Annotated in this window: 29 protein-coding genes; 20 read left to right on the top strand and 9 right to left on the bottom strand. The window is 66.4% G+C overall.

Annotated features, from left to right (window positions below; translation table 11 throughout):
* Positions 1-84: 84 nt before the first annotated feature.
* From HMPREF2791_RS00875 to HMPREF2791_RS11970, 4 genes are all read left to right on the top strand, one after another.
* Positions 85-531 (top strand): hypothetical protein, encoded by a 447-nt coding sequence (locus HMPREF2791_RS00875; protein ID WP_070843841.1) that lies wholly within the window; start codon positions 85-87, stop codon positions 529-531.
* 156 nt (positions 532-687) lie between these two features.
* Positions 688-1,044 carry a hypothetical protein gene (locus HMPREF2791_RS00870; RefSeq protein WP_070843840.1) on the top strand — a complete coding sequence of 119 codons (357 nt, stop codon included), beginning with the start codon at positions 688-690 and terminating at the stop codon, positions 1,042-1,044.
* Positions 1,045-1,154: 110 nt separating this feature from the next.
* Complete coding sequence (locus HMPREF2791_RS00865) at positions 1,155-1,571, top strand: hypothetical protein (RefSeq protein ID WP_070843839.1); 417 nt, start codon at positions 1,155-1,157, stop codon at positions 1,569-1,571.
* Between the two features lie 173 nt (positions 1,572-1,744).
* Positions 1,745-2,110, top strand: coding sequence for a hypothetical protein (locus HMPREF2791_RS11970; protein ID WP_168168279.1), 366 nt, complete (start codon positions 1,745-1,747; stop codon positions 2,108-2,110).
* A gap of 64 nt (positions 2,111-2,174) precedes the next feature.
* Here HMPREF2791_RS11970 and HMPREF2791_RS00855 read toward each other — a convergent pair whose 3' ends face one another.
* Together HMPREF2791_RS00855 and HMPREF2791_RS00850 are read right to left on the bottom strand one after the other, a co-directional pair.
* Positions 2,175-2,882, bottom strand: coding sequence for a hypothetical protein (locus HMPREF2791_RS00855; RefSeq protein ID WP_070843837.1), 708 nt, complete (start codon positions 2,880-2,882; stop codon positions 2,175-2,177).
* A 121-nt stretch (positions 2,883-3,003) separates the two neighbouring features.
* Positions 3,004-4,236 carry a dicarboxylate/amino acid:cation symporter gene (locus tag HMPREF2791_RS00850; RefSeq protein WP_070843836.1) on the bottom strand — a complete coding sequence of 411 codons (1,233 nt, stop codon included), beginning with the start codon at positions 4,234-4,236 and terminating at the stop codon, positions 3,004-3,006.
* An 87-nt stretch (positions 4,237-4,323) separates the two neighbouring features.
* Between HMPREF2791_RS00850 and HMPREF2791_RS00845 the strand changes: the two genes are divergently transcribed.
* From HMPREF2791_RS00845 to HMPREF2791_RS00790, 12 genes are all read left to right on the top strand, one after another.
* Complete coding sequence (locus HMPREF2791_RS00845; RefSeq protein WP_246825279.1) at positions 4,324-4,773, top strand: SdpI family protein; 450 nt, start codon at positions 4,324-4,326, stop codon at positions 4,771-4,773.
* 6 nt (positions 4,774-4,779) lie between these two features.
* Positions 4,780-4,989, top strand: a complete 210-nt coding sequence (locus HMPREF2791_RS00840) for a winged helix-turn-helix domain-containing protein (RefSeq protein WP_070843834.1) — start codon at positions 4,780-4,782, stop codon at positions 4,987-4,989.
* Between the two features lie 185 nt (positions 4,990-5,174).
* The gene (locus HMPREF2791_RS00835; protein WP_070843833.1) at positions 5,175-6,677 is read left to right on the top strand and encodes an anthranilate synthase component 1; all 1,503 of its coding nucleotides are present in this window, start codon (positions 5,175-5,177) and stop codon (positions 6,675-6,677) included.
* Positions 6,674-7,285: a glutamine amidotransferase-related protein gene (locus HMPREF2791_RS00830; RefSeq protein WP_070843832.1), complete on the top strand. Its 612-nt coding sequence runs from the start codon at positions 6,674-6,676 to the stop codon at positions 7,283-7,285. Before HMPREF2791_RS00835 ends, HMPREF2791_RS00830 begins: the two co-directional genes overlap by 4 nt.
* Positions 7,278-8,297 (top strand): anthranilate phosphoribosyltransferase, encoded by a 1,020-nt coding sequence (gene trpD, locus HMPREF2791_RS00825; RefSeq protein WP_070843831.1) that lies wholly within the window; start codon positions 7,278-7,280, stop codon positions 8,295-8,297. The genes HMPREF2791_RS00830 and trpD overlap by 8 nt, the downstream gene beginning before the upstream one ends.
* Positions 8,221-9,651 carry a bifunctional indole-3-glycerol-phosphate synthase TrpC/phosphoribosylanthranilate isomerase TrpF gene (gene trpCF, locus HMPREF2791_RS00820; RefSeq protein ID WP_083327838.1) on the top strand — a complete coding sequence of 477 codons (1,431 nt, stop codon included), beginning with the start codon at positions 8,221-8,223 and terminating at the stop codon, positions 9,649-9,651. Before trpD ends, trpCF begins: the two co-directional genes overlap by 77 nt.
* An 11-nt stretch (positions 9,652-9,662) precedes the next feature.
* Positions 9,663-10,859, top strand: coding sequence for a tryptophan synthase subunit beta (gene trpB / locus HMPREF2791_RS00815; RefSeq protein WP_070843829.1), 1,197 nt, complete (start codon positions 9,663-9,665; stop codon positions 10,857-10,859).
* A complete protein-coding gene (gene trpA, locus HMPREF2791_RS00810) occupies positions 10,860-11,675 on the top strand; it encodes a tryptophan synthase subunit alpha (protein WP_070843828.1) in 816 nt (271 codons plus the stop codon).
* A complete protein-coding gene (locus HMPREF2791_RS00805) occupies positions 11,672-12,037 on the top strand; it encodes a Rieske (2Fe-2S) protein (RefSeq protein ID WP_083327837.1) in 366 nt (121 codons plus the stop codon). Before trpA ends, HMPREF2791_RS00805 begins: the two co-directional genes overlap by 4 nt.
* Entirely contained in the window at positions 12,038-12,979 is a 942-nt protein-coding gene (locus HMPREF2791_RS00800) for a bile acid:sodium symporter family protein (protein WP_070475435.1), read from the top strand. It abuts the gene before it with no gap.
* Between the two features lie 9 nt (positions 12,980-12,988).
* Complete coding sequence (locus HMPREF2791_RS00795; protein ID WP_070475434.1) at positions 12,989-13,291, top strand: hypothetical protein; 303 nt, start codon at positions 12,989-12,991, stop codon at positions 13,289-13,291.
* Between the two features lie 62 nt (positions 13,292-13,353).
* Positions 13,354-13,962: a hypothetical protein gene (locus HMPREF2791_RS00790; RefSeq protein ID WP_070475431.1), complete on the top strand. Its 609-nt coding sequence runs from the start codon at positions 13,354-13,356 to the stop codon at positions 13,960-13,962.
* A 54-nt stretch (positions 13,963-14,016) separates the two neighbouring features.
* Here the strand turns inward: HMPREF2791_RS00790 and HMPREF2791_RS00785 are convergent, their stop codons facing one another.
* Complete coding sequence (locus tag HMPREF2791_RS00785) at positions 14,017-14,202, bottom strand: hypothetical protein (protein WP_210400139.1); 186 nt, start codon at positions 14,200-14,202, stop codon at positions 14,017-14,019.
* A gap of 259 nt (positions 14,203-14,461) precedes the next feature.
* Here HMPREF2791_RS00785 and HMPREF2791_RS00780 point away from each other — a divergent pair, with 259 nt between their 5' ends.
* Positions 14,462-15,724 (top strand): HNH endonuclease signature motif containing protein, encoded by a 1,263-nt coding sequence (locus HMPREF2791_RS00780; RefSeq protein WP_070843825.1) that lies wholly within the window; start codon positions 14,462-14,464, stop codon positions 15,722-15,724.
* Positions 15,725-15,727: 3 nt separating this feature from the next.
* On the opposite strand, the gene HMPREF2791_RS00775 is transcribed toward HMPREF2791_RS00780, so the two are convergent.
* From HMPREF2791_RS00775 to HMPREF2791_RS00750, 6 genes are all read right to left on the bottom strand, one after another.
* Entirely contained in the window at positions 15,728-16,156 is a 429-nt protein-coding gene (locus HMPREF2791_RS00775; RefSeq protein ID WP_070843824.1) for a hypothetical protein, read from the bottom strand.
* A gap of 205 nt (positions 16,157-16,361) precedes the next feature.
* Entirely contained in the window at positions 16,362-16,811 is a 450-nt protein-coding gene (locus tag HMPREF2791_RS00770; protein ID WP_070475422.1) for a hypothetical protein, read from the bottom strand.
* Between the two features lie 121 nt (positions 16,812-16,932).
* Positions 16,933-17,295, bottom strand: a complete 363-nt coding sequence (locus tag HMPREF2791_RS00765; protein WP_070475420.1) for a branched-chain amino acid transporter permease — start codon at positions 17,293-17,295, stop codon at positions 16,933-16,935.
* Positions 17,292-17,951, bottom strand: a complete 660-nt coding sequence (locus HMPREF2791_RS00760; RefSeq protein WP_070843823.1) for an AzlC family ABC transporter permease — start codon at positions 17,949-17,951, stop codon at positions 17,292-17,294. Before HMPREF2791_RS00760 ends, HMPREF2791_RS00765 begins: the two co-directional genes overlap by 4 nt.
* Before the next feature lie 50 nt (positions 17,952-18,001).
* A complete protein-coding gene (locus HMPREF2791_RS00755; RefSeq protein WP_070475417.1) occupies positions 18,002-18,607 on the bottom strand; it encodes a YqgE/AlgH family protein in 606 nt (201 codons plus the stop codon).
* The gene (locus HMPREF2791_RS00750) at positions 18,600-20,021 is read right to left on the bottom strand and encodes a CCA tRNA nucleotidyltransferase (RefSeq protein WP_371335876.1); all 1,422 of its coding nucleotides are present in this window, start codon (positions 20,019-20,021) and stop codon (positions 18,600-18,602) included. The genes HMPREF2791_RS00755 and HMPREF2791_RS00750 overlap by 8 nt, the downstream gene beginning before the upstream one ends.
* Before the next feature lie 132 nt (positions 20,022-20,153).
* Between HMPREF2791_RS00750 and HMPREF2791_RS12225 the strand changes: the two genes are divergently transcribed.
* The 3 genes from HMPREF2791_RS12225 to HMPREF2791_RS00735 are packed head-to-tail and all read left to right on the top strand — an operon-like array spanning position 20,154 to position 26,607.
* A complete protein-coding gene (locus tag HMPREF2791_RS12225; protein WP_070475415.1) occupies positions 20,154-20,888 on the top strand; it encodes an NUDIX hydrolase in 735 nt (244 codons plus the stop codon).
* A complete protein-coding gene (locus HMPREF2791_RS00740; RefSeq protein ID WP_070843822.1) occupies positions 20,885-23,305 on the top strand; it encodes a DUF6049 family protein in 2,421 nt (806 codons plus the stop codon). The genes HMPREF2791_RS12225 and HMPREF2791_RS00740 overlap by 4 nt, the downstream gene beginning before the upstream one ends.
* Positions 23,302-26,607 carry a murein biosynthesis integral membrane protein MurJ gene (locus HMPREF2791_RS00735; protein ID WP_070843821.1) on the top strand — a complete coding sequence of 1,102 codons (3,306 nt, stop codon included), beginning with the start codon at positions 23,302-23,304 and terminating at the stop codon, positions 26,605-26,607. Before HMPREF2791_RS00740 ends, HMPREF2791_RS00735 begins: the two co-directional genes overlap by 4 nt.
* The last annotated feature ends 44 nt before the right edge of the window (positions 26,608-26,651 follow it).

Here is a 26,651-nt window from a genome sequence, read left to right as displayed (position 1 = left end):
TAACGCAATGTGACGGGTGGGCGATACGACTTTTACACTTGTCAGATCACTGGCAGGTACCCGATTTACTTAAAGGAGATTGCCATGAAGCGCATCGCCACCGCTGCCGTCGCAGCAACCCTGTCCCTGTCCGCACTGTCCGCCCCGGCATTCGCGGCCGACGCCGACACCGTCCCGGCCAAGGAGAACCAGGGCAGCTCCGCCCAGGCTGAGGGCGACCAGGCTGCTGGCGAGAAGGTCGGATCCTCCGAGGTGTACAAGAAGTGCAAGGAGGGCAAGAAGGCCGAGTCCGAGAAGGGCAAGGCAGCCACCGCTGGCAAGGGCGGCGACAAGGCTGAGCCGGGCAAGGAGAAGGGCTCCAACAACGCCACCGGCGAGTGCATCCAGGAGCTCATCGTCAACCCGGACACCAAGTCCGGCATCCTGGGCCTGCTGATCGGCGTCCCGGTTGCCCTCGTCGCACTGCTCGGCGCAGCAGCAGCCTTCACCGGCGCTATCCCGGGTGTCTCCCTCCCGGCTCTGCCGTTCTAATTCAGCTCGCCTGAGCGTTTCTCGGCCCGTTCCCTCGGTGGGGCGGGCCGTTTTTCGTGTCTCAGTTTGGACACATTTTGCTGAGTTGCCGTGCGGGATTCTGTGGACACGTGTTGTTCTGGCTTCGGGTTACCCGATCAACACAAGGAGAACACCATGAAGCGCATGACCACCGCTGCCGTTGCGGCACCACTGTCCCTGTCCGTCCTGGCCTCGCCGGCACATGCGGCGGAGGACGAGAAGACCTCATCCGAGGTTTACCAGCACTGCCGCGGTCTGGTTGGCTCCGCGAATGAGAAGGAGAAGGAAGAACTGCGACAGAACGGCGGCTCTTCTAACCCGGACGCCGTGTGCATCAAGAGCATGCTCAACAGCCCGACCTACCGCGGCGGCGTCATCGCCGTCCTGGTCGGTGTGCCGCTCGCCCTTGTGGCGCTACTCGGCGCAGCAGCCGCGGCTGCAGGCATAGTCCCGGGCGTTTCCCTTCCGAGTATGCCGAAACTGCCGGCGTAATCCGCCACTTTTGTCTCATTTTGAAAACGATTCCCCGAATCGGTTGAAAGCGCCTATTAGACACGTGTTAACTCCTTGGCAGGTAATCAAACCGACACAAGGAGACGATTATGCAGCGAATCACTACCGCTGCTCTCGCAGCAACCCTGTCCCTGTCCGCCCTCACCGCACCGGCATACGCTGCCGACGGCGAGGGGAAGATGGGTTCCTCTGAGGCGTACCAGAAGTGCCTGGAGGCTCAGAAAGAAGCAAAGGAGTACATCGAGAGCGCCCCGAACGAGAAGGAGAAGGAGCGCCGCCAGAAGGCTCTGGACGACGCCTACGACAAGGCTGGTGTGGGCAGCTCCACCAATTCCGGCGTGTGCATCAAGGGCCTGACGCACGAGGACAGCGACTACCGTTCCTCCGCCCTGGGCGTGCTGATCGGTGTGCCGCTCGCCCTCGTTGCCCTGCTCGGCGCCGCAGCGGCGTTCTCCGGCTCCATCCCGGGCCTCTCCCTCCCGGCAATGCCGGGCCTGCCGATGTAAATCCCGCACCCGAATAGCCCGGTTCCCGCAGCGTAGGGGCCGGGTTATTCTTCTGCCACGAAGCAGTACGAGAGTTCCCCCTCGGCTCACAAGGGTTTCGCAGACAGGCCCCGTAGAAAGTTTGTGATCCGGGCGAGACACCCCGGGATGAATCCGACACGAGAAGGAGAATTATGTCTGCAAACACTCGTATTGCCGCATCGGCTACCGCACTCGTGCTGGCTACCGCCGGCCTCACCGCCTGCAATGACAGCGACGGCGACACCGACACCACCGGGGTCACCCCGTCCGACGCCATCACCTCGGAGGACCCGGTGTCCGGCGGCTCTTCCTCCGGCGGCTCCGCATCCGACGGTTCCGCTGGCGGCTCCTCCGCTGGTGGTTCCTCGGTCGGCGGCTCCGCTTCCGGCGACACCGGTCTCGGCGGCGCCGAGGTGTCCGACTCCCCGCTGGGTGGCGCCGAGGTGTCCGATTCGCCGCTGGGCGGCGCTGAGGCCCCGGAGCAGGTTGATCCGCTGAGCCCGCAGATGACGCCGTAACCACGGCGCTGAAAAAAGCACCGGCGCGGAGTTTCCCTTCCTCCGCGCCGGTGCTTTTTCGTGCCTAAAACGGCTCCTGCACCGCGCGCGTGATCACCACGGCGTCAGTTTCGATGTGTTCGTGCAGTTGCCTATCGACGTCCTCCGGTCCATCCGACGTCAACAACCACCCCGCCCACGCGTCCTTGCCGGGGGAGAAGTACCCGTCGCCCTTGCCGATAATGTTCAGCGTGGCATCGCGAAGCCACAGGGGACCGACCAGCCCCGCGTGCTCCGTGCCCTCAAGCGGGGCCACGTACGGCTGGTAGGCGACGGCGTTGAGGTCGGCCACGGTGTCGTCGAAAAGCTTCTGCGCACGCAGCATGTGCTCGGGTGAGCCGAGGTAGACGATAGTGGTGAGCGACAGGGTGCCGTGCGGCTCGTCGCGGAGCGTGAGGTCAGTCAGGCCGCCGAGGCTGGCGGGGAGGTGCGTCGGCGCGTCGTGGTCCTCGAAGAAGAATTTCTCGATGGCGTTGTCGCGGTTGGTGGTGGCGAAGTCCACGAGCGCGTTGAGCTCGTACAGCCGCATCTGGTCCGGGGCGGGCAGGTTGTCGTACGCGGCCTGGCAGCGCAGGTCCCAGAGGGTGAACTCCTCCTCGATGGGGTGCGGTCGAGGGGAGACCGCGGAGATGACAGCGCCGCTCGTTTCGATGCGCTCGCGGTAGAGCTCGTACGCCTCCTCGAGGTCGCGCTCGTGGGCCACGAAGTGGGTGGTGACGATCTCGAAGGGCATGCGCAAGAGGGTAGTCGATTGCGCCGGGCGCGGGGTGGCGCGGACACAGACGATGTTTCACGTGAAACACGGCAAAAGAAAACCGCCCCGGAGGGCGGTTCAGCTCGGCAGCAGGGGACTGCTACACGGCGGTGGAGCCGGCGGCGGGGGCGGCCGAAGGCTCGTCGTTAAGCTTCTGCTCCTTGATCTTGCCCGACGCGAACTTGTTCACGATCAGCGCGACCGCGCCGTCGCCGGTGACGTTTGCGGCGGTGCCGAAGGAGTCGACGACGATGTAGGAGGCGATCATGAGCGAGAGCATCGAGTCGTCGAAGCCCAGGTTGGACTGCAGCAGGCCCGCGGCCGCCATGATGGCGCCGCCCGGCACGCCCGGGGCCGCGATCATCATGATGCCCAGCAGGAGGATAAAGCCGATGATTTGGCCGCCCGAGATGTCCAAGCTGGCCATGTAGACGATGGACAGGGCGTAGAGCATGATCTTCATCATCGAGCCGGACAGCTGAATCGTCGCGCACAGCGGGACCACAAAGCCGGCGACGTCCTCGTCAACGTTGTTCTTCAGCGTGGACTCGTATGTGACCGGGATGGTCGCGGCGGACGACGAGGTGCCCAGGGCGGTGAAGTACGCCGGCAGCATGTTCTTCAGGGCGCGGAACGGGTTCACGCCCGCGACGACACCGGCCACCAGGTACTGCAGCAGCACGATGACCACGGTCATGACCACGGACAACAGCAGCACCACGCCCATGGCGGCCATGGTGTCGCCGAAGTTCTCGTTCATGCCCAGACCCAGGAAGGTGCCGAAGATGTACAGCGGCAGCAGCGGGATCACGAACGTGACCACGACCTTGAGCACGACGTCGTTGAGCTCCTGCAGCACGTTGTACAGGTTGTCGGACTTCACCGCCGTCATGGCCAGGCCGACGATGAACGCAAGCAGGAGGGCAGACATGATCGCCAGTGGCGGCGGCATCTCAACTTCGAAGTAGGGGGCCAGACCGCCCTCATCCGGGTCGGCGACGTTGGTGATCAGGTCCTTGCCCGCCAACAGCTTGGGGTAGAGGAAGGCGCCGGTCGCCCATGCGAGCAGGCCGGAAAGCACGGTGGATCCGTACGCCACACCCGCGGTAATGCCCAGCCACTTACCTGCGCCGCGGCCCAGGCCCGCGATCGCGGGCGCGATGAGCGCGAAGATCAGCACCGGCACGAAGAAGCCGAGGAAGTTGGAGAACAGACCGTTGAAGGTGATAAAGACACGAGCAAGCCAGTCCGGGAAGAACAGGCTGCACAGGAACCCGAGAATGATGGCGACAACTACCCAGAAGAGCAGTGACCCTAAGAGCTTACTTTTCATGTGTCCAGGGTAGCCGGTAATTATACAGCACACTGCATTTTGTTGCCCTTTTCTTTCGTGTCTGCCCACGCCGTATGCTTGAAAGCCATGAGCCCGTTTGAAAATATGAGCACCCTCAACGTCGTTGTCGGCATCGTCTTCATCCTGCTGACCCTGCTTCTGCTCATCCCCGGCATGCTGGCGTCCATGGGCAACCTGCCGGGCAACAAGTGGTTCGGCCTCCACGTCCCGGCGGTGCGCAAGGACCGCGCGATTTGGGACCAGGCCCACAAGGTCGCCGGCCCGTTCTGGGTGCTTGCGGCGGTGGCGCTCGCGTTCGGCGCTGCGTTTTCCTTCATCGCCTCCGGGTGGATGTGGGTGCTACCGGCGGTGGCGCTGGTGGCGGCCGTCGTTGCAGCGTCGCTCGGCGGCAACTTCGGCGCGCGTGCAGCCGCGGCCGTGGAGCAGGCGCGTGAGAAGCAGGCGGAGGAGCCGAAGCCCGCAGTGAACATCGATGCTTTACGACGAGCCGCCGGCCACGCCGACGAACAGAAGTAGGTGCCCATGACCTGGCAAGAAGCGATTCTGGATGTGTTGCGCGAGGCGGGGGAGCCGATGGCGTACAAGGACATCGCCGCCGAGATTGTCCGCCGCGGCCTTGTGGACGCCCCGCACACGAATCCGGAGGTTGCCACCCACGCCGCCATCACCGGCTTGAAGGTGGACGGCCTAGTCGATTCAGCCCCGCGCGGACAGTACCGCCTGTCTGAATAAAATTCCCGGCAGAATATCGGTTCCGCTATAGTTGTCCTCTGTGACGTACATGACTTCTTTGAACTGGTGGTGGCTCGCCTAACTGGCGCGCCACCTACGAAGTCACGGCCCGCCAGCTTGCACCCCAAGCGCCGCGGGCCTTTTTTCACCCTCGGTGCGACGAATACGACAGAACCGAGGACCATATGCACTACACCCACCGCGAGGTGCGCTACCACGAGGACGTGGCCAGCCTCTTCGCCCACATCGGCGGGCTCGACGCGGACGATTCCGTGCTGCTCGAGTCCGCCGACATCACCACCCGCAACGGCCTGCAGTCAGTGGCAGTGCTGCGCGCTTCGGTGCGCGTGACCTGCAGCGGCAACCGCGTGACGGTGGAGCCGCTCACCCCGTCCGGCGAGGTGATCGCGGCGAACCTGGGTTTGGACGACTACCGCGTCGCCGAGCACACCTACGAGTTCCCGGCGTCCGAGGCCGCGGACGAGCGCGAGCGCCTTACCGCGCCGTCCTCCGCCGACGTGTTGCGCGCGCTGACCACCCGCGCCGGCTACGGCAACGAGGACTTCCCGTTCCTCGCCGGCGGCTTCGCCTATGACTACCTCGACTCCTTCGAGCAGCTGCCGCCCGTCGCCGAGGGTCCGAATACCTACCCGGACTTCCAGTTCGTGCTCGCCGAGGTGCTCCTGCGCGTCAACCACGAAACGTCCACGGCCTACCTCGCCGGGGTGGACGCCGCAGGGGAGGGCATCGACCTCGAGCCGCTCGCATCGCTTATCGACGGCCCAGTGCCCGCCTACCAGCCTTCCACCGGGTCGGCGGAGCGTGCCGTGGTCAAGGCGAATGTTTCCGACTCGGACTTCCGCGCTCAGGTGGAAGACCTCAAAGACCACATCGCGAACGGGGACATCTACCAGGTGGTGCCGGCGCGCGCGTTCACTACGCAGTGCGCGGACGCGTTCGGGGCGTACCGCAGGCTGCGCGGGTCCAACCCCTCGCCGTACATGTTCTACCTGCGCGGACCCGGCTACGAGCTGTTCGGCGCCTCGCCGGAATCCAACCTGAAGTTCGACCACGCCACCCGCCAGGTGGAGCTGTACCCGATCGCCGGCACGCGCCCGCGCGGGCTGAACCCGGACGGGACGGTGAACCACGAGCTGGATACCCGCATGGAGCTTGAGCTGCGCACCGATGCCAAAGAGGTGGCCGAGCACACCATGCTGGTGGACCTGGCCCGCAACGACATGGCGCGCGTGGCCGAGCCGCGCACCCGCCGTGTGCGCGAACTGCTGCAGGTGGACCGCTACTCGCGGGTGATGCACCTGGTCAGCCGGGTGACCGCAACGCTGGCTGCGGACCTGGACGCGCTGGACGCGTACCGCGCCTGCATGAACATGGGCACGCTCACCGGCGCCCCGAAGCTGCGCGCCACCGAGCTGCTGCGCGGGGTGGAGGGCACGCGCCGCGGCTCCTACGGCGGGGCGGTGGGCTACCTGCACGGCAGCGGCGACTTCGACACCTGCATTGTCATCCGCTCGGCGTTCGTGGCCGATAGCGTTGCCACGGTGCAGGCCGGCGCCGGCGTGGTGCGCGATTCCGTACCGCAGGCCGAGGCCGACGAGACCCTGCACAAGGCCTACGCGGTGCTCCAGGCACTCGCCGCGGGCCGCGAACTGGAGGTGCGCAAGTGATCGTTTTGCTGGATAACCAGGACTCTTTCGTCTACAACCTCGTCGACGCGCTCGCAGGGTTCGACACCGTGGTCTACCGCAACACGGTGTCCGCCGACACGGTGCTCGCCGCAGACCCGGAGCTCATCGTGCTCTCGCCCGGCCCCGGCTATCCCGCGGATGCCGGCTGCATGATGGAGGTCATCGAACGCTCCCAGGGCCGCATTCCCATTCTGGGCATTTGCCTGGGCTACCAGGCGCTCATCGAGCATTTCGGCGGCCGCGTGCAACCTTGCGGGCCGGAGCACGGCACCTCGGTGCCCATGCGGCTCACCGCTTCGCACTCGCTTTTCGACGGCCTCACGGTCGGCGGCGCCCCCGGCCAACCCGGCCTGGACGTGCCGGTTGCCCGCTACCACTCCCTGGGCGCGACCGAGGCGCCTCAAGGGATCACGCCGCTGGCCTGGACGGACACCCAGATCGGCGAGGTGATCATGGCCGCTGAGACCGACGATGGCTACTCCATCGGCTTCCAATTCCACCCCGAATCCATCCTCACCCCCGCAGGGCCCCAGCTCCTGGAGCGCTGCGTGGAACACCTGCTGCAGAAAGGACGCGACAATGGCTGACCACGTAGAGATCTTCCGCCGCTTCATCAACAACCCCGAGCCGAACCTGGAGGAGGCCATTGAGGCATTCACCCCGCTGACCGTCGGCGACTACGACGACGTCCACATCGCCGCGTTGTTGGCGACAATCCGTACCCGCGGGGAGACCTTCGCCGATGTCGCGGGCGCGGCCAAGGCGTTCCTCGCTGCGGGCCGTCCGTTCCCGGTGACGGGGGAGGGGATCATGGACACCGCGGGCACCGGCGGCGACGGCGCCAACACCATCAACATCACCACCGCCGCCTCCCTCGTCGCGGCGGCCGGCGGGGTGAAGATGATCAAGTGCGGCAACCGCTCGGTGTCCTCTAAATCCGGTTCGGCCGACGTGCTGGAGGCGCTAAACATCCCGCTCGACTTGGACCCGGATCGCGCGGTGCGCCAGTTCGAGTCCTCGAACTTCACCTTCCTGTTTGCCCCGGCGTACAATCCGGCCATCGCCTTCGTGCAGCCGGTGCGTAAAAAACTCGGCGTGAGCACCCTCTTTAATACGATGGGCCCATTATTGAGTCCCGCAAGGCCTGAATTCCAAATTATGGGGATTGCAAACCCTGGGTTAGGGCCAACTATTACGGAGACCATGCAAACGCTCGGCCGCTCCCGTGCGCTGGTTGTCCACGGCGCCGGCACCGACGAGATAGCGGTCCACGGCGACACCCTCGTCTGGGAGCTGAAAGACGGCGAGATCTCGCACTATACGGTGGCGCCGGCGGAGCTTGGCGTCGATAAGCATACGCTCGAGGACCTCCGCGGAGGCGACGGCGCAGAGAACGCCGCCGCCATGCGCGCGACGTTCGCGGGGGAGGGGCCGGCCGCGCACCGCGACGCCGTGGCCGTCAACGCCGGCGCGATGTTCTACCTCTACGGCATGGCGGACTCGCTCGCCGAGGGCACCGCGCATGCGAAGCAATTGCTTGCCGACGGCTCCGTGTCCCAGTGGCTGCGCACCCACGAGGAGGCGGACTACAGTGGCTAAGATTTTGACCGAGATTGTGGCGAACCGTAAACGTCACATTGACGGAATACATGGGCGTATGGGTCACGTTAGTTTCGACACGTTACGTTATTCTGAGCGGTCCCTTTACGATGCCCTGGCCGCCCCCGGCGCCTCCTACATCATGGAGTGCAAGTCCGCCTCGCCCTCGCTCGGCACCATCCGCGATGATTACAAACCGGGGGAGATCGCGAGCGTGTACTCCCGCTACGCGTCGGCGATCTCCGTGCTGTGCGAGCCCGACTACTTCGGCGGGGACTACGACCACCTCGCCACCGTCGCCGCCACCACGCACCTGCCTGTGCTGTGCAAGGACTTCATCATTGACGAGGTGCAGATCTACGCCGCCCGCTACTTCGGCGCGGACGCGGTGCTGCTGATGCTGTCGGTGCTGTCGGACGAGGAGTACACGCACCTCGCCTCGGTGGCGGAGTCTTTGCGCATGGACGTGCTCACCGAGGTCATCGACGAGGACGAGGCAGCGAGGGCCGCCCGGTTGGGCGCGAAGATCTTCGGCGTGAACCACCGCAACCTCCACGACCTGAGCATCGACCTCGACCGCTCCGCGCGCCTCGCTGCGCTCGCGCCGGACGGGGCAGTGGTGGTGGCCGAGTCCGGCATCCGCGACGCCGCGACCGTGCGGTGCCTCGGCGGACACTCCGACGGCTTCCTCGTCGGCTCGCAGCTGACCTCCCAACCGGACATCGACCGCGCATGCCGCGAGCTGATCTACGGACCGAACAAGGTCTGCGGCCTGCGCTCGGCATCCGCGGCCCAGGCGGCGAAGGCGGCCGGCGCGGTATACGGCGGGCTGATCTTCGAAGAAGCTTCCCCGCGCAATGTTTCACGTGAAACGGCCGCAGAGATCATCGCCGCGGAGCCGGGCCTGGACTACGTTGCGGTGTCGCGACGCACCGAAGGCTACGGCGAACTGGTCCAGCCCGGCGTCGCCGCCGTGCAGGTCCACGCCCCGTACCAGGGCTCGCTCGAGGCGGAACGCGCGCTGATCGAGCGCGTCCGCGGCGAGGTCGACGTCCAGGTGTGGCGCGCCGTCGACATGACCGGGCCCAACGATGCGGTGGGGGTGGCGGAGCTCGTCGACAAGCTTGTGCTCGATTCCGGCGCCGGCGGGACGGGGGAGCGGTTCGACTGGTCCCGCATCCCCACCACCGACGCGCTGCTCGCCGGGGGGCTGACGCCCGACAACCTCACCGACGCACTGCGCACCGGCTGCGCCGGCCTCGACCTCAACTCCGGCTTCGAACACCCCCGCGGACACAAGGACGCCGCCGCTTTGACGCGCGGCTTCGCCACTATCCGCGACTTCCACAACTAAGGACTGACACAATGACCCTGCTCCCTGCGTACTACGGCGAGTTCGGCGGACAGTTCGTCCCCGAATCGCTGATCCCGGCGCTCGACCAGCTCGAGCAAGCCTTCGTCGACGCGTTTAACGACGAGGCGTTCATGGCCGAGTACCGCGGCCTGCTCCGCGACTACCTCGGCCGGCCCACCCCGCTAACCGAGTGCCGCAACCTGCCGCTCGAGGGCAACGCGCGCATCTTCCTCAAGCGCGAAGACCTCGTCCACGGCGGCGCGCACAAGACCAACCAGGTGATCGGCCAGGCGCTACTGGCCAAACAGATGGGCAAAACCCGCATCATCGCGGAGACCGGCGCCGGCCAACACGGCACCGCCACCGCACTCGCCTGCGCGCTGCTCGGGCTGGAGTGCGTGATCTACATGGGCAAAACCGACATGGAACGCCAGGCGCCGAACGTGTACCGCATGCGCCTGATGGGCGCCGAGGTTGTCGGCGTGGAATCCGGCGCGGGCACCCTAAAAGACGCGGTGAACGAGGCGCTGCGCGACTGGACCGCCACCTTCCACGAGTCCCACTACCTCCTCGGCACCGCAGCCGGGCCGCACCCGTTCCCGAAGATTGTCAAGGAGTTCCACCGCGTGATCTCCACCGAGGCCCGCGCCCAGATCCTCGAGCGCACAGAGCGGCTACCGGACGTGGTGGTCGCCTGCGTCGGCGGCGGCTCCAACGCGATTGGCACTTTCGCGGACTTCATCGACGACGACGGCGTCGAGCTCATCGGCGCCGAGCCCGGGGGAGAGGGCTTTGGCCTCGGCGCCCACGGCGCCGCCATCGCCCAGGGCACGACCGGCCTGCTCCACGGCACGTACTCGTACCTGATGTGCGACGGCGACGGCCAGGTGGAGGAGTCCTACTCCATCTCCGCCGGACTGGACTACCCGGGCGTCGGCCCGGAGCACGCCCACCTGGCCAAGTCCGGCCGCGCTTCCTACGTGCCCGTCACCGACGACGAGGCCCTCGACGCCTTCCAGGCCCTGTCCCGCCACGAAGGCATCATCCCCGCGCTCGAGTCCTCCCACGCCCTCGGCTACGCCCTGAAGCGCGCCGCCGAGCACCCGTCTGATGCCGAACCGTTGCACATCCTGGTTACCCTGTCCGGCCGCGGTGACAAGGACATCGCCCACGTGCGAGCAACGCTTGAAGAGAAGAAGGAGAAGTAAATGAGCCGCTACGAGAAACTCTTCACCGCCGGCAATGGCGCGTTCGTGCCCTTCATCATGCTCTCTGACCCAAACCCGGAGGACGCGGTGGAAATCGTCTCCGCCGTCGTCGACGCCGGCGCGGACGCCGTGGAGCTCGGCGTTCCGTTCTCCGACCCCGTCGCGGACGGCCCAGCTATCCAGGGTGCGCATGTGAGGGCGTTGGCGGGCGGAGCGAGCGTCGATAAGGCGCTTGCGCAAATCCGCACCATCCGCGAGCGCTACCCGGACCTGCCGATCGGCATGCTGGTGTACGGCAACGTCGCGCACGCGCGCGGCCTCGAGCGGTTCTACGCCGAGTTCAAGGAGGCGGGTGCGGACAGCGTGTTGCTTCCCGACGTCCCCGTGCGCGAGTCCGCCCCCTTCAGCGCAGCCGCCACAGCGGCCGGCATCAACCCGATCTACATCGCCCCGGCGAAGGCCTCGGAAGCCACGCTCGAGGCGGTGGCCACGAACTCGCGGGGCTACATCTACGCCATCTCCCGCGACGGCGTGACTGGCGCGGACAAGGAGGCGACGGTGGAGGGCCTGCGCGAGGTCGTCGATAATGTGCGCAAGTTCGGCGGGGCCCCGGTGCTGCTGGGCTTCGGCATCTCCAGACAGGAGCACGTGCGCGACGCGATCGCCGCGGGGGCCGCGGGCGCCATCACCGGCTCGGCGATCACCAACATCATCGACAAGCACATCGACGGCAACCGCGTGACCGACATGGACGCGCTGAAAACCGAGCTGACCGAGTACGTCGCGGCCATGAAGGGCGCTACGATCGCATCATGACCTGTTCACGACGCATGTTCCTGCTCGGCACCGCAACCACGTTTGCCGGTGCGTTCCTCGCCGCCTGCGGAGAAGCGGCCCCCGAAGAAGTTGCCAAGACCGACGTGCCCGTCGGCTCCGCGGTGATCCTGGACAAGTTCATCATCGCCCAGCCCACCGCCGGCACCTACGTGGCGTACTCCAGCGTGTGCCCGCACCAGCAGAAGAAGATCACCAAGGTTGAGGGCGACACCGTCAAGTGCACCGCCCACGGCTCGGTATTCAGCATCGCCGACGGCGCCCGCGTCTCAGGCCCGGCCGTCACCGGCATGCGCGAGGTCCCCGTGACCGACGCCGGCGACAACATCTCCGTTTCCGAGTAGATGAAGAAGCTCGACCCGCTTCTCGTCGGCATCGTTCTCGCGGCGGCACTCGCGTTCGTGCTGCCCGCCCAGGGCGCGTTCGCGGACGGGTTCGCCGTCGCGGTGAAGCTGGGCATCGCGCTGCTGTTCTTCCTCTACGGCGCGCGCCTGTCCACCCAGGAGGCGCTGAAAGGCCTGACCAACTGGCGCCTGCACGCGCTGATCCTGGCGTTCACGTTCGTCATCTATCCGGTGATCGGCCTCCTCGCGCGGCCCACCACGGCGTTTATGTCGGAGGAGCTGTACCAGGGCCTGCTGTTCATGTCGCTGGTGCCGTCCACCGTGCAGTCCTCGGTGGCGCTCACCGGCGTGGCGCGCGGCAACGTCTCGGGCGCGGTGGTGGCGGCGTCGGTGTCCTCGCTCGTCGGCGTTGTGGCCACGCCGCTTTTGGTGATGTGGCTGATGGGCGCCGGCGACGGGGTGTCCGTGGACGCCTCCGTGTTCGGCGACATCGCCCTACAGCTTCTCCTCCCGTTCATCCTGGGCCAGCTGGCGCACAACTTCATCCCGCGGGTGGGGGAGCTGGCCAAGTCGAAGGCGACCAAGCTCGTGGACCGCGGCTCCATCTGGATGGTGGTCTACTCCGCGTTCTCCCGCGGCGTCGTCTCTGGCGTCTGGTCCAACGTCTCCGCGTGGGAGATCGTGTTCCTCACGGTGTTCTCGTGCGTGCTGGTCGTCGCTATGCTGTGGCTCAGCCGCATCCTCCCGAAGGCGCTACGTTTCCCGCGCGAGGATCGCGTCGCCATCCAGATGTGCGGCACCCAGAAGTCGCTCGCGACCGGCCTGCCCATGGCCACCGTGATCTTCGGCGGCGCCTCGCTCGGCGTGCTGATCATCCCGCTGATGATCTACCACATGTGCCAACTGGTCATCTGCTCCGCGTACGCCTCCCGAATTTCCTAGGAGTTTCACGTGAAACATTTCGTCCGCATCCACTACAACGTCCCCGAACTCGGCGGCGAGTTGCTCAATATCGCCGAGCTCGAGGAGATCTCAGCCCACGAGTGCACCATGATCCGCATGATCGAGCTCGACCCGGCCGAGACCATCACGGGCATCTACGTCGACGGCCGAGTCATCGGCCAGGCGAACCAACCCATGGGCACCGTTCCGCACCCACGCACCTACGACTCCATGGAGGGCATCACCGCCACCCACCTCAGCGAGGAGGAGTTCGAGGGCCTCTGGTCCGAGGCTCAAGCAAAGTTGCAATAGCCTATCGACGTCCCTCCGGTTTTCCACGCCCGCCCCACCCGGCGGGCGCTTATTCTTGGCCCATGGACGGATTCTTCGACACCATCATTGAGTTGCTCCAGCGGTACATTGGCCAGCCGATCTTGTTTGTCATGGAGAAGTACGTCGGACTCTTCGAGAGCATCTTCGGCCCTCCAGGCTTCATGCTCGCATTCGCTTTGCCAATCGCGGCCGGGTTCGCCCTCATCTTCGCCCTGAAACCTGGCCAGGCCTTCATCTGGTTCCGCCGCGACCTCATCGACGGCATGGCCGTGGCCGTCCGGATCCGCTACAACCCCGACTGGCGCAGCGAGGGATCCGAGCACAGGGACACCTACGACTGGCGCCACAACTCAGTGATCATCGAGGTTCCGACCCCCAGCGGACCCCGCCGCTACATCGACAAGCCGGTGGAGCAGAAGAATCTCGCGCCGAAAGTTCGCCGACAGGTATACAAGCGCGCACTCCACGAAATTCGCTACAACCTGAACGTCAGCGACACGGTAGAGGAGCGCAACATCAACCAGGCGATCCGCGAGGACTACTACGACTTCCCGCTCCGTGATCCGGTTCCCGTCAGACTCATTCCGCCGAAGCAGGAGGAGGGGCGCATCTGGTTCCGGGTGGTTGAGAAGAACAGCTTGAAAAATTAAATAGTTGGTGCGGGCCCAGTTGTCCGCAATGCGGAGTCGTAGGGGACATGCCCATCAGACAAACGGACCGGACAACAACGCCACCGCGAGAGTGATCGGCCAGGCAAGCAGGGTAAGAACAGACAATATCCCCAGCAGGGGGCGCTTTTCACGCACCGCGATAACAAACCCCAAAACAGTTACGGCGATCAAGCCAGCCCAATAAAGCCATTGGCCCCACATGGGAACGTGGTCACCCATAAACGGTGTTGCGATCCAAACCGCCACAAAATCGCGTAGATATACGCGGTGCGGTGACCTTTCCCCATGTTCAGGCGCCTCCTTGTACCCCTCGTTGTCGCATCACAATAGTTGGTGCAGGCCCAGTTGTCCGCAATGCGGAGTTGCGGGCGAGTTATAGCAATCGCTATAAACTGCATTTCCGCAGGTCAGAGAAATGTCGGGGGTGAGTTTTATAATGTCCGCAATCGAACTCGCATTCGCCTCAAGGGGGCCCGACATGACCGCCGCAGTTGCCACAGAACCCAACCCCATCGCCGTCGCATTAAGCCAGCAAATCGAAGACTCTCACCGCGCAATGACCCAAAGCAAAGCGGAGCTGTTGTCCGCAATCCAGACGTTCGACGAGCTCGCACTCGCTATCGAATGTGGCTCCACGACCACCGCGCACTTCCTCATGCGCCGCCTGGGCGTGTCATCCTCAACCGCCCACGAGTACGTCAGCGTCGCGCACCGCCTGCGGCCCTTCCGTTACCTACACAAACACTTCACTGCCGCTGCACTGAGCTACTCGGTGGTGCGGCTGCTGTTGAAGTACATGACGCCCGAAAATGAGCGTGAGCTGGTGGATCTCGCCCTCGGGATGGGTTACCACGAGCTCGAATGCGCGCTGGCGGGGAAGAAGCCGCAGGACGGGGAGGGCGACGACAGCCCCCAGTATTACCTGAGCCTGCACAAGCGCGAGAACGGAGATATCGCGTTCCACGGCAATATGAACGCCGCGGACGGCGCCGCTTTCATCGCCGCGCTGAAGATCGGGGAGATCGCGCACTGCAACCTCGACGAGGTGCTCGAGGACCTTGACCCAGAGGTCAACGGGGAAATCGACATCGCCCTCGAACGCGCCGAAGAGGTGGAGGAGAACCGTCCCGCGCGCAAAACGGTTTCCGGCTATGGGCTGCCTATTGGACGCATGCTGCTGCGGGCGCTGATGGGCATCGTCCACATGGCGCGCACGACGCCACGAAACACGCTGACCACGCCGGGTGCGCACGTGAACATCCTGGCAACACCGGACGGGCGCGGGTATATCCCCAACAACGTGGGCGCGCCGTCGAAAGCCATCGCGAGCTTGCTCGCTAACGCGGACGTACGCCTCTCGACGGTCAACTCCGACGGCCTCATCATCAACACCGGACGCAAACAGCGCCTGGCCACGAACGGACAGGTCAACGCGCTGTTGGCAATGTGGGGCGGGCAGTGCGCGGCACCGGGGTGCACGCACACGCGCTTCATCGAGATCCACCACATCGAGGACTGGGCCACCGGGGGCCTGACCGACCTGGAGAACCTCCTACCGCTGTGCTCCGCCTGCCACTCCCTGGTTACGGAGGGGTATCTGCAGACGTTGAAGGAGCATTCAGACATCCACTTCGTCTACCGCGACGGGACCCGTTTCGTGTCCACGAATTACTCCCTGCCGCAGCGCAACGACATCATGCGGACCATGGAGGAGTGCAACTGGTCCTTCAACGACCAGTGAGACTTAGAAGAACTGCTCAACGGCCGGCACACCCGGGACACCCGGGATCTTGCCCGCTGCGGCTGCGGCGGCGCCAACGAGTGCCAAGACGCCTGCGGCGATGCCGGTGCCAACGAGGATGTCGTAGGTGGTGCCGAGCTTGTAGCCGCGTGCAACGTCGTTCTTCAGGGAGGACTTTGCGCTCTTCGGCACCAGGTTCTTCTCAGACGAGCTCTTGTACGGGCCCGAGTAGCCGGAACCTTCGTTGCGGAGCTCACGGGCCTCGGCCTGCACCTTGGCGGCAGCGAGGTGGGCATCGGTGACGTCGGAGGCGCGATCCGGGCTCACGATGTCGGAAAGGTCCTTCTGGTTGCCCTCCTCAGCCTGTGCCGGGACGGCCGCCAAGGACAGGGCGGTGGTTGCGGCCAGGGCAGCTGCGGTAATGCGCTTCATTGGAAACTCCTTCGTGCGAATCTGACGTTAAACAACCCGGAATCGGGTAGGCGCCAGTAAAACACATGTTTCCGCAGGTATTCAAACGTTTTGAAAAGTGTAACGCTGGGAAGGTCGGTGACGATATACACCTCTTCGGAAACGCGGAAACTCCCCTCCCGAGCAGGGGGAGAGGAGTTCGGATTCTGGATCTAAGCGCTGAAGCTTAGAACGGGAGCTGCACACCCGGGATCACGCCTGCGTATGCAGCGCCGCCCAGAGCAGCAAGGAGGACAGCAGCAATACCCGTGCCGAGAAGAATCTCGAAGGTGGTACCGAGCTTGTAGCCATTGTTCGCGTCGTTCTTCAGGGAGCTGTTCAGCACGCCCTTAGAAGCGTCATTGAACTTGTTGGTGTTGTTCTTCTCGTCGCGCTCCACCATGTCACGCACGGAGGAAGTGAGGCCCTGGTTGTTCGTCAGATCCGCCTTGTTGAGACCCTCGACGAGGCCAGCAGCGACAGCGTAGCCAGCAAGCTCAGTATCGGTCACAGCAGAGGACCCACCCGGCTTGTTCAGCCCTCGCAGGTAGGCGACGTCATCGGCTGCCTGTGCCGGAGCGACAGCGAGGGACATTGCGGTGGCTGCGGCCAGGGCAGCTGCGGTAAAGCGCTTCATGGGGATCTCCTAGGTAGAAGCTTACAGAATGGTGCCAGTTACCTGACTACCGTCATTGAAGCACATCTTTCGCAGGGACCCGGATTTCTATTCACCTGTAGCTAAACCCGAAACACACAAGTTAAAAAACCACGTTCACCAGCAACATGTAGAGCGCGGTGCCGGCGAAAATCGACACGTCGGCGCGACGCTTCCACCAGTGCAGCAGCAGGGTGGCCACCAGGGCGGTGAGCGCGGATGCGAGGTGGGCGGGGGAGCCGGCGTGGCCGACGAGGGTGTAGGCGACCAGCACTGTCATCACGCCGACGGGCATGAGCACGGCGAGGAACTCGATGAACGGGCTGCCCTTGAGCACGCGCAGCATGGAGAAAGGGAGTGCGCGCAGCAGCACGGTGACGATGCCGACGGGGATGAGCACCGCGGCCACCATGGGCAGCGAGACGCCGTCGGGAAGGCCGTAGTTGGCCATGGTCGACACGGTCATGGCAGCCGCCAGGTCAGCTTGTCGTCGATACGCGGCGCCCAGAAGCGTAGCAGGAGGACGAGGAAGTAGGACACGAGCGCCACGATGATCACTTGACCCGGCAGCACCACGGCGGCAGCCAGAGCGAGGCCGCCAGCGATCAGGGGCGCGGAGAGGTCGCGGCTGGCCTGGAACGCCTCGAACGCCAGCACGGCGAACAGTGCGGTCAGCGCGAAGTCGAAGCCCTCCACGCCCTCGGGGATGACGGCACCCGCCAGGGCACCGACGATGCCGGAGGCGATCCATGCGATCTGGCAGACCACGGAGATCGTCAGCAGGCGCGCGTCTGAGGGGCGGCCGCGAAGGGTGGAGGTGATGGCGTAGACCTCGTCGGTGAGCGCGTAGGTGGCGTAGGCGGACGGCGCTCCCCGGCGGATCTCGGAGCGCGGGTACGTCAGCCCGTAAAACAGGTGGCGGAAGTTCACCATGAAACCGGTGATCGCGCTGGTCACGGGGCCGACGCCGGTGATCACCATGTCGATGGCCAGAAACTCCATGGATCCGGCGTAGATCACCGTGGAGAAAATTGGGGTCCACCACCAGGCGAAACCGGATTGGGTCATCAGTAAGCCGAACGCCAGGCCGAGAGGGATCAGGCCGAGCGCGACGAGCCACATGTCGCGAAGCCCCAGCCGAATTTCGGCGGATGTTTCACGTGAAACAGCCACTAGTTGTCCTCGAGGTTCGCAGGGAAAGTGGCGAAGAGCGGCAAAGGCATTGCTTGTCGACGCATCACGTCACCCCACAGATCCGCACCCGCGGGAGCGACGACGTCGCTGGGCAGGGCGGGGGTGACAAACCAGTCGCCGCGCAGGATCTCGTCGTCAAGTTGGCCCGGCGCCCACTCGGCGTAGCCGGCAAAGATGCGGACGCCGTCGAGCTCAGAGGCGAGCTCGACGGGGGAGGCGTTCAGGTCCACTAGCACGAGGCGGTTTGCCAGACGGTTGAGGTAGGGGTTCTCGGGCGCGCCGGCCGCAGTCACGCCCAAACCCACCGCAGACTGGGGGCTGACAGGCCCGCCGATGTGCACGGCCTGCGGCTTGGCGGCCAATTCGGCCCAGCCCGCGTCCATCACGTTGGCGACCGCGACCTCGCTGCGGCGGTTCAGCACCACGCCGAGGGTGTGGTCCGCGTCGTGCTCCAGCACCAGCACCACGGTGCGGGCGAACTCGAGGGAGAACATGCCGGGCGCGGAGACGAGCAGCATGCCCGGCTCTGGTTCAACCCGCTCCAGTGCGTTGAACAGGCGGTCTGCGTAGAAATACTCAGGCATTTTCCCTCTCCCACCAGGCTTTCAGCTCTGCGACGGCTTCGTCGTGGTCCAGTTCGCCACGCTCGAGGCGCAGCTCCTTGAGATACTTCCAAGCCTTGCCCACCTCCGGGCCGGGTTCAAGCCCCAGGATCTGCATGATCTCGTTGCCGTCCAGGTCCGGGCGCACGCGCGCGAGGTCCTCCTTCGCGGCGATATCGGCGATGCGCTCCTCCAGGTGGTCGTAGGTGCGCTGCAGGCGCGCGGCCTTCTTGGCGTTGCGGGTGGTGGAGTCGGCGCGCACGAGTTTGTGCAGCTTGGGCAGTAGTTCGCCGGCGTCGGTGACGTAGCGGCGCACGGCGGAGTCGGTCCACTGGCCCTCGCCGAAGCCGTGGAAGCGCATGTGCAAGAACACGAGCTGGCCCACATCCGAGATGACGTGCTTCGGGTACTTCAGGGCCTTTAGGCGCTTGCGGGTCATCTTCGCGCCGACCACCTCGTGGTGGTGGAAAGTCACGCCGCCGCCTTCCTTGGGCGCGCGGGTGGCGGGTTTGCCGATGTCGTGCATCAGCGCCGCCCAACGCAGCTTCAGGTCCGGGCCCTCGTCCTCCAGTTCGGTGGCCTGGCGCAGCACGGTCAGCGAGTGGCGGTAGACGTCCTTGTGCTGCATGTGCTCGTCGGTCTCCAGCTGCAGCGCGGGGATCTCGGGCAAAATATACCCAGCCAGACCGGTGGACACGAGCAGGTCGATGCCCTCCCAGGGACGCGCGCCGAGCATGAGTTTGTCCAGCTCAGCCTGCACGCGCTCGGCGGTGATGCGCTCGATCTCGCCGGCCATGTCGCACATCGCGTCGAACACCCGGTCTGCCACGGTGAAGCCCAGCTGGGAGACGAACCGGGCGGCGCGCAGCATGCGCAGGGGATCGTCGCGGAACGACACCTCGGGCTCCTGCGGCGTGTCCAGCACCTGCTGCACCAGGTCGCCTAACCCGTCGACGGGGTCGTGGAAGGTGGGGGAGAGGCGGAGCTCGTCGTCAAGCGAAAGCTCAATGGCCATGGCGTTGCACGCGAAGTCGCGTCGGATGAGGTCACCCTCGAGCGTGTCGCCGAAGGTGACCTCGGGGTTGCGCGTCACGCCGTCGTAGAGGTCGGAGCGGAAGGTGGTGATCTCCACGGTTTCGCCGTGGCGGATGGCGGAGACGGTGCCGAACTCGATGCCGGTGTCCCACACTTTCTCGCCCCATTCGTCCAGGATCTCCTGGATCACCTCGGGGCGCGCGGAGGTGGTGAAGTCGAGGTCGTGCACCCCGCGGCCGAGCATCGCGTCGCGCACCGAGCCGCCAACCATATATAAGGTCTCGCCGCGGCCCGCGAACAGTTGCGCGAGGGGCTCAAGCAGAGCAGCATGCTTGACGACGACATCCTGCGCCCTCGCCATCAGCGCAGGGGCGGCAAGCGGGTCGGTCGGGTCTGGCATATCGAAGAGCTTCTGCGTCACCCGGGACACGATACCCGCCACCCCCGCGCGGGAAGTACCACAACCGGCCGAAAGACCGATAGCATGACACGAATGAGTGACAACCAGCGCCCGGTTCCGGGGCCCTCCAACGGCAAGGGGGGCTCCGGCGGCGGTAAGCGCCGGCCGCGGCGCCGGCGCGGGGGCAAACCCGCCGAGCAGCAACAGCAGCAGGGAGACAAGCCGAAGCGGAAGCGGAACAACCGCCGCGGGAAGAACTCCCGCGGCGGGCGCAAGCAGCACAATCGTCGCAGGTCGCAGTACCAGAACAGGCATGATTCGTCCATAGAGACGCGCGACGAGACCTCGGCTGGCGGCCTGGTGGTCTCCGGCATGGCTGAGGCCGTGGGCAAGGACGGCAAGGTGGACATGAGCCGCATCTACGTCGCGCTCATCGGGCGCCTGGACCGCCGCGGGCGGCTGTTGTGGTCCATGCCGAAGGGACACGTGGAAAACGGCGAGCACCAGTGGGTCACCGCGCAGCGCGAGGTGTGGGAGGAAACCGGGATCACCGGCGAGGCCTTCGACACCTTGGGCACGATCGACTACTGGTTCGTCTCCGACGGCGTGCGCATCCACAAGACGGTGCACCACAACCTGCTGCGGTACGTCGACGGCGTGTTCAACGACGAAGACCCGGAGGTCACCGAGGTGGCGTGGGTACCCATGAGCGACCTGATGGAGCACCTCGCCTACGCCGATGAGCGCAAGCTCGCCCGCATCGCGTACGACCGGATGCCGGATCTGGCCAGGAAGGAAAAGAAGGCCGGAAGGGCAACTCCGCGATGAACCGGTACGCCGCGCTGGCTGCCGTCGTGCTCGCCGCCCCCGCCGTGCCCCTGGCGCCGGATAACCCGGAGGTGACGGAGCAGTGGGCGAACCTGACCGTGCGCCCGTTCGAGGGCGAGCAGGCGAGCGTGGAGGTCCTCGAGGCACCGCACGCCATCTCCGCGCACGATCCGTTTCACGTGAAACTTCGCGTGACCAACCACTCCGACGACACGCTCGAGGGTTTGAGCGTGGTCCCGCGCCGCGCCTCGGCGGTGGCCTCGGTGATGGAGCAGCGCTACGCCACCATCGCTGGCCCGCAGGAGTATGGGGTGGTGGGGGACGCGCGTGACGTCGATAGGCAATTGGCCCCCGGCGACTCGCTGGAGCTCGAGATGGACTTGGGCCTCGACCTGCCGGATGTGGGCACGTACCCAATCATGCTGCAGCTTCTCGACGCCTCCGGTGCCCCCCTCGACACCGACCGCTTCCATATGGGTGTCAGAGGCGTGCGCGACAACATCCGTGCCGCAGAGCTGACCGCGCTGTACCCGGTGACCGCGCCCGTGGACATCCTGCCCGGCGAGACCGGCGAGGCGCCCGAAACGCAGCCGCTGGTGCTGGCGAACGACTCGCTGGCCGGGCAACTCGCGCCCGAAGGTCGGCTGAGCCAGCTGGTGGACCAGTACATCGACGCGGCGCAAACGCCGGAAGTTGGCTACGCCACCTGCGTGGCGCTGGACCCGGCGCTGGTGGACACCGTGGAACGCATGCAACACGGCTACACCGTCGACGACGAACGCCCCGCCGTGGTGGAGGAACCGAAGCGTCTGCGCGACTCCTGGGGAGGGGAGGCCGCCCCCGACGGCGAGCCCGGCACTGGCGCGGAGGACGCGAAGGTGTGGCTGGACAAGGTACGCCACATCGCCGCCACCGGCTGCGTGGTCTCGCTGCCGTGGGCGAACGCGGACTTGAACGCCGTGGCGCGCACCGGCGACAAGTGGCTCATGCGCGAGGCCGTGGAACGCGGGCCGTTCGTGCTGCAGCGCGTACTGGGCACCGCCGGCACGCTCAACACCGTGGTCACGGGCACTGGATACGTCGAGGACGGCACCGCGCCGGCGCTGGGCTGGGCGGACCACTCACGCTCCACCGTCATGGACGAAGGCATGCAGGCCGCGTGGGAGCGCGCGGAGGCGGCCGGCGTGCAGGAAGAGCACGACGGGGCTGAAAGCGCCCTGGAGCGCGCAGACATGGCGGACCTTTCCGGTGCAGCCGCACCCGCGCCGCAGCAGCCCGTGCGCGTGCTGGCCGCCGCGCCAGGCAGGAACTACGGCTGGATCGCGCCCGGTGTGATGACGGTGGGCTACCAGTCCTCCCTGGCCACCGTGCTAGCCGCCACCGGCGTAGACCCAGAGACCACCGGCTTCTCCGAGGAAAACCTGCGCTACAACTACGCCGTGGACTCCAAGGCCGCGCGCGACACCAACGCCGCCGCCGCGGTGCGCCTGGCCACCCAGTCAGCCTGGGTGACGGAAGAGTCCGAGGAGCAGCCGGAGCCGATCCTGGTCGCCCCGCCCACGAACTGGGACGCGGACACCGCCGCCGCAGTGCTGGGCACCGTGGCGGAGCTGGTCACCGGAGCCGCGGCGCACCCCATGGCGTTTGGCACCTACCTGGAAGCGCCGGCCGATGTCGCGCCGGCGAGTGAGCCGGGGGAGCACACGGACCCCACCGCGTTCACCGATGCGGAGGTGCTGCAGGTGACCCAGCAGGCCGGGTTCATCAACGACCTGACCGGGCTGATGGTGCCGGACCCCGGCATCGCGCTGACGCGCTACGGGTTCACCCTGCCGCTGCGCCGGGACCTGCTGCAGGCGCTGTCCATCGGCGAGCGGCGCGCCAAATCGCGCTACAGCGACGCGGTGGAGGCCACCAGCGAGCGCCTCGGCGCCTCCCGCGCCGCGCTGGGGAACCTGCGCTCCGCGGTGGACCTGATCCCGCCGGGCAACGTCTACACCCGCACCTCCAACTCCAGCCCACTCTTGATCGTGGCCCGCAACGGGCTGCCGCTGCCGGTGGAGACTTCCATCAACTTCTCCGGGCCGGCGGACGCCCGCCTGCACGTGCCCGGGGTGCTGCGCATCCCGGCCCGCGGTTCGGTCACGGTGCAGATGACCGCGGACCTGCCGGAAACGTCCCGCAGCACAGACCTGAACCTGTACCTGGCCAGCTCGAACGGGCAGCCGATCTCGCAGCCGGTGGACATCGCCGTGCGCACCACGCGGTTCACGGTGGGGCGCTGGTTGGCCGTCGCAGCGCTGGTGCTGGCTGGGCTGCTGGTGGTGATCGCGCTGCGCGGCGCGCGGGGCAGCCCGCCGAAAGACAGCGACCCAGAACCAGAAGCCAGCAGACGTAAGAATCGGAGAACCAAGTGACGGAACAGGGACTGCGTCGGCGCATTGTCACGCCAGCGCCGCCAGCGCCGGTGCCGGCGCCGCGCGAAACCAAACCGGCGCGCGAGGAGCTCGAGGACGGCGCGCCGGATAAGTCGCTGCTGACCACCAGCCCCAAGGGCGAGACCATCGCCCCGCCGCAGACCGCCGACACGGTAGCGGCAGGCACAGCGGCGGTCGCTGTCGCCGAGCCGCAGGCAGCCGAGGAGGAGCCCGCCGAGGGAGGGGAGAAGGTCGTGCGCGCCACCGGCTCCATGGCCGTGGCAACCCTGATCTCACGCATCACCGGTTTCATCCGCACCGTACTCATTGGCGCGGCGCTCGGCGAGGTCGTGGCGGCGTCCTTCAACACCGCCAACACGCTTCCCAACCTGATCACGGAGATCGTGCTCGGCTCCGTGCTCACCGCCCTGGTGGTGCCGGTCTTGGTGCGCGCGGAGAAGGAGGACGCGGACCACGGCGCGGCGTTCATCCGCCGCCTGTTCACGCTGACCCTGACGCTGATGACGGTGGTCACCGTCGTCGCCGTGGCGGCAGCGCCGCTGTTGACCAGGATGATGATGGACGAGGACTCCCAAGGCAACCTCGTCCAAACCACCTCGTTCGCGTTCTTGGTGCTGCCGCAGATCTTCTTCTACGGCATGTTCTCCCTGTTCATGGCCATCCTGAACACGAAGGAGCACTTCCGGCCCGGCGCCTGGGCTCCGGTGGCCAACAACGTCGTCTCCATCGCCGTGCTCGTGGCGTACATGGCGCTGCCGGGGCAGCTGAACCCGGCCGCACCGACGTCGATAAGCAATCCGCACGTGCTCCTGCTGGGCCTTGGCACCACGGCGGGTGTGGTGGTGCAGTGCCTGATCATGCTGCCCGCGCTGCGCAAGCTCGGCATCGACCTGCGGCCGCTGTGGGGCATCGACGAGCGCCTCAAGCAGTTCGGCGGCATGGCGCTGGCGATCATCACCTACGTGGCGATCAGCCAGTTCGGCTACGTCATCACCAGCCGCATCGCGTTCGACGCGGACGCGGCGGCGCAGTTTATCTACCAGCAGCACTGGATGCTGCTGCAGATGCCGTACGGCATCATCGGCGTCACACTGCTCACCGCGATCATGCCGCGCATGTCCCGCAACGCCGCCGACGGCGACGACGCTGCCGTGGTGGCGGACCTGACCATGGGCACGAAGCTGACGTTCATCGCGCTGATCCCCATCATCATCTTCATGACGGCGCTGGGCCCCGACATCGCCCACGCCCTGTTCGCCTACGGCTCGTTCAGCCCCCAGGCCGCGCACCTGCTGGGCCTGACCATCTCCGCGTCCTCGTTCACCCTGATCCCGTACGCGCTGGTGATGCTGCACCTGCGCGTGTTCTACGCCCGCGAGGAAGCGTGGACGCCCACGTTCATCATCGCCGGCATCACCGGCACGAAGATCCTGCTGTCCGCGCTCGCGCCGTACATCGCGCAGGACCCCAGCCACGTGGTGGTGCTGCTCGGCGCCGCCAACGGCTTCGGCTTCGTCGCCGGCGCGCTCATCGGCGCGCTGCTTCTGCGCCGCAAGCTGGGCACCCTGCGCTCCAGCGACGTGCTGCGCACCTCCATCTGGGCAGTGGCTGCGGCACTTGTAGGTGTTGCGGTGATCTTCGGTGTGCGCTGGCTGCTTCGCGACGTCGCCGGCCTGCACCTGCCAGAAGCCATCGGACGCCTCATCGGTGCCCCCAGCCTGGGCAACCTGATCGAGGTGGCCATGCTCGGCGTGCTGTTTTTGGTGGTCACCGGCCTGGTGCTGTCCCGCTCCAAGCTGCCCGAGGTGCAGAACCTGGGCCGCGCCCTGCAACGCATCCCGGGCTTAAGCCGCTTCATCCGCCCGGACGAGGACCGTGCGCTCGAGGTGGGCGAGGTGGACCCCCGGGACGTGTCCAACCAGTTCCTCGCCGCCGACACCTTCAACGCCTCCCCGGTGCCGCCACCGATGTCTGCCGGTGTGGTCCGCGGGCCGCGCCTGGTGCCGGGCGCGGGCGTGTCCGACGGTCGCTTCCGCCTGATCCGCGACCACGGCGCCAGCACCGGCGCACGCTTCTGGCAGGCGCGTGAGGTGGCCACCGGCCGCAACGTGGCGCTGACGTTCGTGGACACCACGGGCTCCGCGCCGATGGCCCCGGCCACCCCGCGCGAGGCGGCGCTGAAGGCCGCCGGCGTGGCGCGGCGCACCCGCCAGCTGGCCAAGCTGGAGCTGCCGGCAGTGGCGGAAAACATTGAGATCCTGTCCTACCGCTCCGGCGCCCTGGTGGTGGCGGACTGGGTCGAGGGCTCTTCGGTCAAGGCCGTCGCGGAGTCCGGTCAGACGTTGCACACCGAGGCCGTGGCCAACGCGCTGGCACCCCTGGCCGGCGCGATGGCGGCGGCGCACGAGGCGGAGGTCCCGCTGGGGCTGGACAACCGCCAGCAACTGCGCATCGACCACGAGGGGCACGTCCGTCTGGCGTTCCCGGTGGTGCTCCCGGACGCCACCCCGGCCACGGACGCGGAGTCCTTCGCCTCCGCGCTGACGCTTTTGACCAGCAACGTCAGCTCCGACGACCTGGACGACGTCACCGCCCGCACCCGCGCGCTCGTGGACGCGGACGCGGTGGACCAGGCCGCCTTCCGCGACATCGAGCGCGCCCTGTTTGAGGCGGCGAACCTGCCGGTGCCCAACGAGGACGCGCCGACGGACGAGATCCCGGTGGTGGAGATCTACGAGCCGGTCGAGCCGGTTGTCGAGCACGTGGAGGACCCCGACGAGCTGCGCGGCGGCTTCGGCGGACGCACCATGGGCCCGGTGACCATCGGCCTGCTCACCTTCGCCGCCGTGATCGCGGCGGCGCTGGTGGGCGTGCTCACCACCTACCTGGTGGACTTCGTCTCCGGTGAGAACGTGGTGGACCGCCCGTCGGCCGCGCCCACGACCACCACTCGCGACGCGGACATGCCGGTGGTGATCGGCCCGCTGACCATGGAGGTCCTGGACGACAGCTCCGTGCAGTTCACCCCCGAGGACGGCTCGGCGTTCACGCTTGAGCAAGTGCTTATCGACGCCGCCGGTTCCGCCAACTACACCCTCTACGGCGTGCCAGCAGAGCAGGAGACCGCGCACCCGCCCGTCATCGCAGAGGGCAAGCTGCGGGGCGGCCAGATCAGCGCCGACGTGGAGACCAACGAACCGCTGTTGCGTGTGGTGCTGAAGGTCGACGGTGAGACGGATGTGAAGAACGTCTCGCTGGTGGGCCACGTGGTTGTCCACTGAAATGCGCACCCGGCCCTGGGCAGGGCCCCTGGGCCGGGGCATAG

Source organism: Corynebacterium sp. HMSC034A01 (genome assembly GCF_001838175.1).
In the GTDB taxonomy this organism is placed as follows: domain Bacteria; phylum Actinomycetota; class Actinomycetes; order Mycobacteriales; family Mycobacteriaceae; genus Corynebacterium.
This window is presented reverse-complemented; position numbering and strand designations above follow the sequence as displayed.